We start from the raw sequence: 10,280 nt of genomic DNA, 5'->3' as shown, positions 1-10,280 counted from the left end.
TATCGTTCCCCGTACGCCCACCACAGCCCGAACACTCACTCATCCGCGCCAGAACACACTCGTACGCTGTTCCGCGGCAGCTGTTCACAACCCCTCCGGAGTCGTGTCCACCGTCCTGGCCGCCCTGTCCGCCATGGAACGCGAGTACATCCGTGAGCGGACCTTGGAAGGCCACGAGTCGGCCCGCAAACGCGGCAAGACCGTCGGCGGCGCGAGCGTCACCGACGAGGACATGCTGTCCATGGCCCTACACCTGCGTGATCAAGAGAGGAGCCTGCGCGACATCGCCAAGCGCCTCGTCATCACTCGCCCCGGGTGTCTCTGAGAGTTCAGCGGCCCAGAAGCAGTCCCCTTCCCGACACATCCGCGCGGATGCCGTCCTTGCCCACCGTCACGCGCTGCAGGCGCACGGCGCCCCCAGGTGGTGTCGGCAGCTGGAAGGCGAAGGAGAAGCGGTCGGCGATCTGGGGGCGGGTGAGCTTGGTCAGTGCGGTGAGCAAGGACAGGTCCAGGCCGAGCCGCTCGAGGAGCCTCGGGTGGGCCAGCGCCGCGTCCAGGAGGTTGACGCGGATGAGATCGTGCAGGAAGCGTGGCGCACCCGTGAGTCGATGGAGTTTGTCCTCGTCGTGAAGCGCGGCGCGCACCGCGCTGTCGGGGACACCCAGGCGGTGCACGATCTCCGGGACCGCGAGCAAGGCCTTGATCTTCTCCGCCTCCCGGGTGAGACGGTGCGCTGAGGCGGGGGTCAGGTGGAGGCCCTCGGTGGGCCTGGTGCCTGGCCGGTACGTGGCGAGGTCGTCGATGTCGAGCCGTATGCCGTCCACAGAGGTGGCGATGCCGCGGTCCCCGTCGCGCCGGATGCGGGCGTCGGCCCGTACGCTCAGCGCGCGGCCCGCGACCCGCAGGGTGCCGTGGGCCCGGACACGGTCGGGCCCTTGTGCCGTGAACGCCACCTGCGAGGCGCCCAGTTCGCGGTTCATGTCGGCGAAGGACAGCAGGACCTGACCGTGCACCTGCCGAACGAGCGCACCGCGCACCGCGGTGGGTCCGTCGCCGTCGAGGCGTATGTCGTCGGCGGTGGCGGTGACCTGCGTGAGGGTCACCCTGTGGGCGGGAATGTCGGGGACGGTGACGGAGACCGAGTCCAGGCGCTGTGCGGCCAGTTGGGTGAGGAAGGGGAAGCCGCCGATGTGGACCTCGGGGGCGGCGACGAGATGCAGCTTGTCCTTGAGCTGTTGAGAGGCCTTGTGCTCGGCGTAGAGCAGCGCCCAGCGGTCGGCCAGGGTGACCAGGCAGGCGAGGGTGAGCACCCAGACAAGGATCCGGATTACGGTGGGCAGGCCGGTGGCCCGGTTGCGACGGCGGCTGCCACGCCGGTGATTGGGCGGTGTCCAGGTCTCCTCGTCGTCGTCTTCCGTGGTCTCAGTGCCGTCTTCGGTGAGGAAGTCCTCCAGCGGCTGGCCTGCCAGCGAGGCGAGTTCGTCATACGGGTTACGGCGAGGCGGAACCATCTCGGTGGGAGGTCCGTCCGACTGGGCAGCTTGATGCGTCTGTTCGTGGGGGGTACGCATCGGTAGATTTGATCATATAGTCGCACGCAGGCCGCAAGTCCTACTCGAAGTAAGGCGCGAAACCAGCCACTTCACGGCCGGTACGGTACGGAGCGGGCGGCCGTCCGGTCCCTTCCGTCCCGGGCCCGTTGCGAACAAGGACCTTGGTTGTGAATGATCACGCCCTGTGGGCGTGGTGATCTGACGAACGGCCAGTGGGCTCGGCTGGAGCCGTTGCTGCCGAAGGGCACCAAGCCGGGCCGTCCGCCAGTGTGGACACGGCGGCGGTTGACAGACGGCCCACGGCGGCGTCAGCTCCAGGCCCAGGCGGACGCGAAGGGCCTGATCACCTGGGATGTGAACGTCGACTCCGCCGTCTGCCGGTCCCCCAGCACGCCGCCGGAGCGTCGAAAAAGGGGACCTGCCAAAAGGAGCCGCCGGGCGGCATCGCCTCCGAGCCGGCCGACCATGGCCTCGGACGCTCCCGAGGCGGGCTGACCATCAGCGATCCGGGTGCCCCGGCTCGGGCGAGGGCGACGCCGCAGGGGCCCGGACCGGGTGCGTGACGACAAGGCGCACGACTCGCGCGGCAACCGGGCCTACCTGCGCAGAGGTGGGGTCAAGGCGACCATCCCGACCCCCTTGGACCGAGTGGTCGCAGTCCTCGACGAGTGGCTGCAACCATTGACTTCGGGGATGCCTCAGCGAGCCTCATTCGGTCCCATCGTGTCGAACGCCTGGGCGACGGCAAGGCTGTCTTCGTAGACGTGATGCCGGGTGACGAGGCCGTCTTCGACGGAGAGGGGCAAAGCGAACCGAGCGCGATAAGCACGTCCGGTGGAGCGGGCGGTCTGACGGATCTCGCCGAGCACGACCGCGTCGCGGCCGTCGACGAGGATGCGCTCGATCTCGGTCGCCACCTGCCCAGGCACATGGTGCTCGGCGAGCTCGCGGTAGTGGGCGGCGGCATCAGCGCGGGTAGAACGGTGACGGATCCACGGGGTAGCGGTCCGACCGTGCTCGGCCTCCGGCCAGTCCAGCTTCCAGTCGCCCCGCTCGGCATACATCTCAGCGATGCTCTCGGGATCGCCTTGGCCGATCCGTCGCAACAGCTCCTCCACGACAGCGCGGGTGGCCGCGGGCGCGGCTACGGACACGACTCATCACTTCGATCCGACATCCGCGTCCGACTGACGCGGCGAGGTCAGCATTCTTGCCGGCGCCCACAGATCGGCGCCATTACCTGCCGAGTAACGGCACGGAGCGTCAAGATCCACTTTCGCGGCAGGCCCTAGTCGCCGGAGTGCACCAGCGGGTTTCTCGCGGGTGGCGGCGGCCCGGTGACCTCCACGTGGGCCGGGCGGAGCAGTTGGGGGCCGAGCCGGTAGCCGGGGCGCAGGATCTTCGTGCAGATCAGTCGGTCGGTGTCGGGGGAGACGTGATGGGTGACGGCGTCGTGGCACGACGGGTCGAAGGGGTCGCCCTCCTCCCCGAAACTCTCCAGCCCCAGCGATCCCAACCGGGTGCCCAAGGTGTCGGCGATGTCCTTCAGGCCCACCGTCATGGGCTCGTACGCGCACGTGCGGTCTACGGAGTCCAGGACGGGCAGCAGGGCACGCAGGACGTTGGCCACGGCGATCTCGCGCATGGCCATGCGGTCCCGGCGCACCCGCTTGCGGAAGTTGTCGTACTCGGCCTTCACCCGCTGCAGGTCGGCCGTGCGTTCCTCCAGCAGACGCTGCAGCAGGGCGGGGTCCGGGTTCTGCAGCCGGCCCTTGTCCATCGTCAGCCCGCCTCCGGCTTCTCGTCGTCGACGATCTCGGCGTCCACCACACCCTCGTCCGAGGAGGCGCCAGCGGACGTGTCCGCGGAAGTAGTCTGGCTCTCCGTGCGGGACCTCTCGTACATCGCCGTGCCGATCTTCTGCGCCGCCTCGGTCGCGCGTTCCATGGCCTGCCGGATCGCGGCCGTGTCCTCGCCCTTCAGCCGCTCCTTCAGTTCCGCGAGCGCGCTCTCCGTCTCGCTCTTCGCGTCCGCCGGGATGTTGTCGGGGTTGTCCCGGATGAGCTTCTCGGTGGAGTAGACGAGCTGTTCGGCCTGGTTGCGGGTCTCCGCGGCCTCCCGGCGCCGGCGGTCCTCCTCGGCGTGCTGCTCCGCCTCGCGGACCATGCGGTCGATGTCGTCCTTGGGCAGCGCCGAGCCGCCGGTGACGGTCATCTTCTGTTCCTTGCCGGTGCCGAGGTCCTTGGCGGAGACGTGCATGATCCCGTTGGCGTCGATGTCGAAGGCGACCTCGACCTGCGGCACTCCGCGCGGCGCGGGCGCGAGACCCGTGAGCTCGAACATGCCGAGCTTCTTGTTGTACGCGGCGATCTCCCGTTCGCCCTGGAAGACCTGCACGGTCACCGAGGGCTGGTTGTCCTCGGCGGTGGTGAAGATCTCCGAGCGCTTGGTCGGGATCGTGGTGTTGCGCTCGATGAGCTTGGTCATGATGCCGCCCTTGGTCTCGATGCCGAGGGACAGCGGGGTGACGTCGAGCAGCAGGACGTCCTTGACCTCGCCCTTGAGGACACCGGCCTGGAGCGAGGCGCCGACGGCCACCACCTCGTCCGGGTTCACGCCCTTGTGTGGATCCTTGCCCGTCAGCTCCCGCACCAGCTCCGTCACCGCGGGCATACGGGTCGAGCCGCCCACCAGGATGACATGGTTGATGTCGGACACCTTGATCCCGGCGTCCTTGACCGCGTTGTGGAACGGGCCCTTGCACCGTTCCAGCAGATCCGACGTCAGCTGCTGGAACTGGGCGCGGGTGAGTTTCTCGTCCAGATGAAGCGGGCCCTCCGGAGAGGCCGTGATGTAGGGGAGGTTGAGGTTCGTCTCCGTCGAGCTCGACAACTCGACCTTGGCCCGCTCCGCGGCCTCCCGCAGACGCTGCACGGCCATCTTGTCCTTGGCGAGATCGATGCCATGGTTGTTCTTGAAGGTCGTGACCAGGTGGTCGACGATCCGCTGGTCCCAGTCGTCGCCGCCGAGGTGGGTGTCGCCGTTGGTGGCCTTGACCTCGATGACGCCCTCGCCGATCTCCAGCAGCGACACGTCGAAGGTACCGCCGCCCAGGTCGAAGACGAGGACCGTCTGGTCGTTCTCCTTGTCCAGCCCGTACGCCAGCGCGGCGGCCGTCGGCTCGTTGATGATCCGCAGCACGTTCAGGCCGGCGATCTCCCCGGCCTCCTTGGTCGCCTGCCGCTGGGCGTCGTCGAAGTAGGCGGGGACGGTGACGACGGCGTCGGTGACGTCCTCGCCCAGGTGCGCCTCCGCGTCCCGCTTCAGTTTCTGCAGCACGCGCGCGGAGATCTCCTGCGCCGTGTAGCGCTTGCCGTCGATGTCACCGTGCTCGGGGAACCGCCAGCCGTGATCGCCCATGTGCCGCTTCACGGAGCGTGCGGTGCGATCGACGTTGGTGACGGCCTGCCGTTTGGCGACCTCCCCGACCAGCACCTCGCCGTTCTTGGCGAAGGCCACGACGGACGGTGTCGTGCGGGCCCCTTCGGCGTTGGTGACCACGGTGGGCTCGCCGCCCTCGAGGACCGAGACCACGGAGTTCGTCGTTCCCAGATCTATACCGACTGGACGCGCCATCTGGACTCTCCCTCCTGCTCCGCCTCCATTCTCGGCCCGCTGGCTGACCACGGCGAGCTGCCCATTCGGAGCAGGTTGCCTATTTGCCTGAATAAAACTTGAGTGCCTTCTTGTCAAGTCTTGTGTTGGCGGATGTCACCGAGTGCCAGGCCGTGACTCATAGTGCAGACTGTGGAAACGGCCGCTCTCCTCGCGCCCGGCGGGGTCATGACCCAGTGCCCGCACCGTCGCGACCGCAAACTGCTGTTCCCGTACGTCGGTGAAGAGCCGCTGGGGATAGGTGCGGGAGACATCGAGTGTGGTGTGCAGGCCGTGCGCGGCCAGTGTGCGGACGATCGGGTGGTACGACACCGTCCGCAGGACGAACGCGCTGATCCACACCGGTCTCCGGGCACCGTCGAGCAGTGCCGTGAACGTTCGGGCGGTGATGTAGCTGCCGCCGCCGGTCAGCGTGACGAGCCCGACCTCGGCGAGCGCACGCCTCAGCCCGGGGCCCGGCGGTCCCTGTTCCAGGTCGTCGGTGAAGGCGGCGTCCAGCAGGCCCACCTCCAGCGCGTACTGCACGGCGGGCGCCGCGACGTCCAGGCCGAACACCGGCACCGCGTCCGGTCGGCGCCGCCCGGCGTAGAACTCCTTGTCCTGCGTGGCGAGTTGCGCCGTCGACATCTCCTGGCAAGCGGGTGAGGTGTACCGCTCGTACATGTCCGCGAGCGTCACATCGTGGTTGAGCAGTGCGGCGTTGATCCCGTACGAGCAGCACAGGTCCAGCACCGCCGGCCTGTGGGGGTGTCCGTCGTCGAGCGCGGCCCGTTCGGCGGCGGCCTGCCGGAAGACCGGCTGGGCATGGTGCGGGATCTCGTACTCCAGCGGGGCCAGCCGACGGAAGTACATGCGGGGGTCCGGCCGGTCGTAGATGTCGTCGAACCGCGACTTGCCGCTCGCCACGCCCTCGGTACCGCCAGAGCCCGACTCGGCCATGCCGTACTCCTCCTCGCGGAACACATCGGTACCTCCATCATGTATCGCCGCTTATGTCCTGGTATGACTGCCACACCGAGGTGCTCGGATGCGCTTCGGCCGCACTGTGATGCCGGGGTGCAGGCGATGTCGCGGATCGGAGTGTCCGGCCGCCTAGCGCAGGTGGGGCGGGCCTGTCTGGATGGTGTCACTGCACACCTGGGTGGGCAGCCGGTGTCCCTTGGCGTCGTCCCGAGCCGTTCGACGCGCCCGGCACGGGCGAGGTCATCGGAATCGACCGGGGCGTAAAGATCACCGCCGCCCTCTCGGACGGCCGGAAGCTGAACTGCCCGCAGCTCACCGTCAAGGAGCGGGCACAGATCCGCAAGCACCAGCGCCGTGCCGCCCGCGCCCCCAAGGGCAGCGAGAAGAAGACAGCCGAGTACGCCAAGGTCGCCAAGCTCAAGGCACGCGAAGCGGACCGGCGCAAAGACTGGTGCGAGAAGACCAGCACCATGCTCGCCCGGTCGTACGGCCTGATCCGCCGTCGCAGGTGACCCGAACTCGTGCCGCGATCAGAGGCGGAAGACCCGGCGGGCGTTCCCGGACAGGAACAGCTCGGTGGCTTCTTCGTCCAGGCCGAGATCGCCGAGGTGTTCCAGTGCCTGGGCAGGGGTGATCATGGGGTAGTTCGAACCGAACAACACCTTCCCGCGGCCCCTGCCGCGCAGATACTCGACGAGCTCTCGCGGGTAGCGGCGGACCGTGTAGGCGCTGGTGTCGATGTAGACGTTGGTGTGTTTGTCGGCCACCGCGATCATCTCCGTGGTCCACGGGTAGCCGATGTGGCCGCAGACGATGGTCAGTTCGGGGAAGTCGAGCGCGACCTGGTCGATGTAGGGGATGGGGCGACCGGTTTCGGAGGGGCGCAGTGGGCCGGTGTGGCCGACCTGGGTGCAGAAGGGGATGTCGAGGTCGACGCAGGCGGCGTACAGCGGGTAGTACAGCCGGTCGGTGGGCGGCAGTTGCCACAGCCAGGGCACGATCCGCAGGGCGACGAAGCCGAGTTCCTGCACGGCCCGGCGCAACTCGCGCACGGCCTGGACGGGCCGGGTGAGGTCCGCGCCGGCGACCCCGCGCAGCCGCCCGTCGGACTGTGCGACGAACTCGGCCACCTCGTCATTGCTGATCAGCGGTGCCTGAGGCCCGTACCAGGCCGCCGCAAGACCGATCTCCACATCTGCCGCGGCCATGGCCGTCACAGTGGCCTTCACCGGCAGCGGCGCCTGCAGCAGTCCCTGCCCCGTCCATCGGCGCAACGACTCGAACATCTCGTGGTTGGAGTGACGGAGCGTGGGATGCTGCATCCACACGTCGATGACCGGCATGGACTCCTCCAGCAAGGGACTAAGCGATCGCTTACCGCAACCATAGTCGCTCGACGTCGGGGGATGTCTCCTGACCGGCACCAGGCTGATGCCCCGTCAATCTGCGGCTGTGGCAGAGTGATTCGGCATGAGGTGGTCGAGGGGGGGAGTGCGGTCGTGGTGGCGGAGATGAACGAGCAGGTGCGGAAGCGGCTGGAGGCGCCGAACTTCTGGTACTTGGCCACGGTGACGCCGGACGGGGCGCCGCACGTCACGCCGATGTGGGTGGGGCTGGAGAGCGGGCTCATCGTGTTCAACACCTCCGTCGGTCGGATCAAGGAGGAGAACCTCCGCAACGACGCTCGGGTCCACATCTCGCACGCCGACACCGAGAACCCTTACGACCGGGTGCAGATCTCCGGTCGCGCGGTGCGTTTCGTGGAGGGGGAGGAGGCCGAGCGTGGCATGGACCGGCTGGCCCGGAAGTACCTGGGCCTGAACGGATATCCCTGGCTGATCGAAGGCGAGCAGCGGGTGCACGTTCTGGTCGAGCCGGAGCGGGTGCGCCACATCGTCGGTGTCGAACCGTTCCGCCCGGGAGTCATCCCTTCCTGAACCGGCCCGCGCCGGCACCGGCATTCCGTCCACGGCAGGACTGTCAGTGCCGACTGTCATGATCTTCGTATGAGCGAGACGCACGCACACCTGGCAAGGCGCCTGCTCACGGCCGATGCGGACGGTTGGACGGAAACAGGTACCCAGGCTTTGCTTGCCGCTCTCGGCCGGGAGGGCCGCCTCCGCGCGGTGGGCCGGTTCGAGGAGCCGTACGTGAACGGCGAGGCGTACGTGGAGCTAGCGGTTCCGGTGCTGACGCCGGCCGACACGGGGGCCGCGGCCCAGGCGGCCGCATGTCGCGCGGTGAGTGAGGAGCTGACGGCGGAGCTCGGCGAGGCGTCGATCATGGTGTGTACGGCGACCTCGGCCCCTTCTACGCCTCAGGTCCGGACTGGGGCGCGCCGTACCTGCGCTGGCGCGGCCGGCCGAACACGCTGGAGCTCCGGGCCGGTGCGGACGGGCCCGAGCTGGTGCTGCAGCCGACCGATCCGCTGGAGAACTGGTTCTGGCGCCAGGAGCACGGCGAGGAACACGCGATCAGCGGATTCTTCGGCAGCCGCAACGGCCCCGCGAACATCGGCCTGGGCCACCCCGGCGGCTGGCGCGCGAGAAGCTGGGAAGCGGTGACGCACTCGCTGACGGACTTCCTGTCCACCCTCCCGGCCGAGACCACGGCCCTGGGCAGACCCATCGGCATGCCGGTGTACGGCCGCGGGGCGGGCCCGGGCGAACCGCTCCTCTTCGAGATCTACTGCGACGACCGCCTGGTGATCGGCTGCTTCCCGCCGTACGACATGGACCCGCGGCCAGAGGCCCTTGGCTGGGGCCAGGTGGCGGACCACGCGGCCACGCGAGAGGTGCGGGACGACGACCGCGACCCCCGCTGGCGCGTCGACGCGGGCGGCCCGGGGCAGCCGCGGGGCCACGAACTGGCGGAGATGCTGGTGGCGACGGCACGCGCGGCGGGAGTGCAGCAGCCGGAAGACCTCATAATCGGCGGCGAGGCGGAGTACATGGGCCCGCACCACGTCACCTTCTACGGCCTTGGGCTCCCCACCGGCTGAAGATCCTCCCGACCCTGTGGGACGACCTGAGCCGTCCTGGACGGGCAGGCGGCTCGGCCCCGGCTGTTCGGGATCTCCATGGCAGCGGGGCCGGGCACGTCGGTGCGGCTTGTCCGCGTCCGATCCCGCTGGGAGACGTATGAAGATTTGGCCCCCGCTGGTCCGCCGTCCCGGGACTTGGCGGACCGGCGCCTGTGAGGGCGCTCTCACGGGGTAAACGGAACCTACGCCTCCACCTGCCGTGGCGGAAACCCTTCAGAAGTGTGGTCCAGGTCATATCGGCACGGCGCCTCGCCTCCGCCGGCGGGTCGCCGACTCGTACACCACGCTGCGGGCGAGTATCAAGACCGGGAACCTCGGACCCGAGGGGGCGAAGCGGCGCCGGAAGGCGCAGTCCAAGCCGATCGCCTTCCATCCGGACGCGGCACACACCTACGACGATCGCTGCCTGTCATGGAACCACGACTCCCAGACGGTGAGTGTCTGGACTGTCGCGGGCCGGATCAAGAACGTGCGGTTCGCCTGCTCGGCGGCAGCGCTCAAGCAGCTCGCCGAGCACGCCCGCCTGGGGCGCTACCGCAGGTGGCAGGCCCGTAAGAAGGCCGAACTCCAGGCCAGGCACACCAGGAGCGCCAGGCAGCTCCTCAAGAAGCGCGCCCGCCGTGAGGCCCGGCATGCCACCCACGTCAACCACAAGATCTCCAGGACTGTCGTTGCTGTCGCCCAACGCACCGAACGCGGCATCGCCCTCGAAGAACTGACGGGCATCCGCGAGCGGGTCACGGTTCCCCGCGACCAGCGAGCACGCCAGTCTTCCTGGCCGTTCCACCAGCTCGGCTCGTTCATCGCCTACAAAGCTAAGCGCGCCGGCGTCCCGTTCATCGAGGTGGACCCGGCCTACACCTCGCAGCGCTGCCCGCGCTGCGGCCACACGGGGAGAGCCAACCGGCCGACCCGGGACCATTTCTCGTTTATGGCCGAGTGGTTGACTGTTGTCGGCGGCGGCTGAACGCTGACCCACTTTGGGCGGTTGAATCCTGACCCAGGTGGTGTCTGTTGCGGTTGTGTTCAGTCGTTGTCGGTGGCGT

Annotated in this window: 11 protein-coding genes; 5 read left to right on the top strand and 6 right to left on the bottom strand. The window is 68.6% G+C overall.

Going from position 1 to position 10,280, the window contains the following annotated elements; genetic code table 11:
- The first annotated feature begins 103 nt into the window (after positions 1-103).
- Positions 104-325, top strand: coding sequence for a hypothetical protein (locus AB0M27_RS44900; RefSeq protein ID WP_365731651.1), 222 nt, complete (start codon positions 104-106; stop codon positions 323-325).
- Positions 326-329: 4 nt separating this feature from the next.
- Here AB0M27_RS44900 and AB0M27_RS44895 read toward each other — a convergent pair whose 3' ends face one another.
- The 5 genes from AB0M27_RS44895 to AB0M27_RS44875 form a co-directional block, all read right to left on the bottom strand.
- Positions 330-1,511: a DUF2993 domain-containing protein gene (locus AB0M27_RS44895; RefSeq protein ID WP_365731649.1), complete on the bottom strand. Its 1,182-nt coding sequence runs from the start codon at positions 1,509-1,511 to the stop codon at positions 330-332.
- A gap of 740 nt (positions 1,512-2,251) precedes the next feature.
- Entirely contained in the window at positions 2,252-2,707 is a 456-nt protein-coding gene (locus AB0M27_RS44890) for a nuclear transport factor 2 family protein (protein WP_365731647.1), read from the bottom strand.
- A gap of 134 nt (positions 2,708-2,841) precedes the next feature.
- Positions 2,842-3,333 carry a nucleotide exchange factor GrpE gene (gene grpE / locus AB0M27_RS44885; protein WP_365731645.1) on the bottom strand — a complete coding sequence of 164 codons (492 nt, stop codon included), beginning with the start codon at positions 3,331-3,333 and terminating at the stop codon, positions 2,842-2,844.
- 2 nt (positions 3,334-3,335) lie between these two features.
- On the bottom strand, positions 3,336-5,189 hold the full coding sequence (gene dnaK, locus AB0M27_RS44880; RefSeq protein WP_365731642.1) for a molecular chaperone DnaK: 1,854 nt from the start codon (positions 5,187-5,189) through the stop codon (positions 3,336-3,338).
- 135 nt (positions 5,190-5,324) lie between these two features.
- Positions 5,325-6,191 carry a hypothetical protein gene (locus tag AB0M27_RS44875; protein ID WP_365731640.1) on the bottom strand — a complete coding sequence of 289 codons (867 nt, stop codon included), beginning with the start codon at positions 6,189-6,191 and terminating at the stop codon, positions 5,325-5,327.
- A gap of 149 nt (positions 6,192-6,340) precedes the next feature.
- Here AB0M27_RS44875 and AB0M27_RS44870 point away from each other — a divergent pair, with 149 nt between their 5' ends.
- Positions 6,341-6,703 carry a transposase gene (locus tag AB0M27_RS44870; RefSeq protein ID WP_365731653.1) on the top strand — a complete coding sequence of 121 codons (363 nt, stop codon included), beginning with the start codon at positions 6,341-6,343 and terminating at the stop codon, positions 6,701-6,703.
- An 18-nt stretch (positions 6,704-6,721) separates the two neighbouring features.
- Here AB0M27_RS44870 and AB0M27_RS44865 read toward each other — a convergent pair whose 3' ends face one another.
- Positions 6,722-7,534 (bottom strand): amidohydrolase family protein, encoded by an 813-nt coding sequence (locus tag AB0M27_RS44865; protein ID WP_365731638.1) that lies wholly within the window; start codon positions 7,532-7,534, stop codon positions 6,722-6,724.
- 156 nt (positions 7,535-7,690) lie between these two features.
- Between AB0M27_RS44865 and AB0M27_RS44860 the strand changes: the two genes are divergently transcribed.
- The 3 genes from AB0M27_RS44860 to AB0M27_RS44850 all read left to right on the top strand — a co-directional run bounded on the left by AB0M27_RS44860 (position 7,691) and on the right by AB0M27_RS44850 (position 10,201).
- Positions 7,691-8,128 carry a TIGR03618 family F420-dependent PPOX class oxidoreductase gene (locus AB0M27_RS44860; RefSeq protein WP_365731636.1) on the top strand — a complete coding sequence of 146 codons (438 nt, stop codon included), beginning with the start codon at positions 7,691-7,693 and terminating at the stop codon, positions 8,126-8,128.
- A 350-nt stretch (positions 8,129-8,478) separates the two neighbouring features.
- Positions 8,479-9,192 (top strand): hypothetical protein, encoded by a 714-nt coding sequence (locus AB0M27_RS44855; RefSeq protein WP_365731634.1) that lies wholly within the window; start codon positions 8,479-8,481, stop codon positions 9,190-9,192.
- Between the two features lie 241 nt (positions 9,193-9,433).
- Positions 9,434-10,201 carry a transposase gene (locus AB0M27_RS44850; protein ID WP_365731632.1) on the top strand — a complete coding sequence of 256 codons (768 nt, stop codon included), beginning with the start codon at positions 9,434-9,436 and terminating at the stop codon, positions 10,199-10,201.
- Positions 10,202-10,280: the final 79 nt, after the last annotated feature.

Origin of the sequence: Streptomyces sp. NPDC052107 (assembly GCF_040680215.1) — a bacterium.
Taxonomy (GTDB): domain Bacteria; phylum Actinomycetota; class Actinomycetes; order Streptomycetales; family Streptomycetaceae; genus Streptomyces.
Note: the sequence above shows the minus strand (reverse complement) of the source record. Positions and strands in the feature narration are given on the sequence as shown.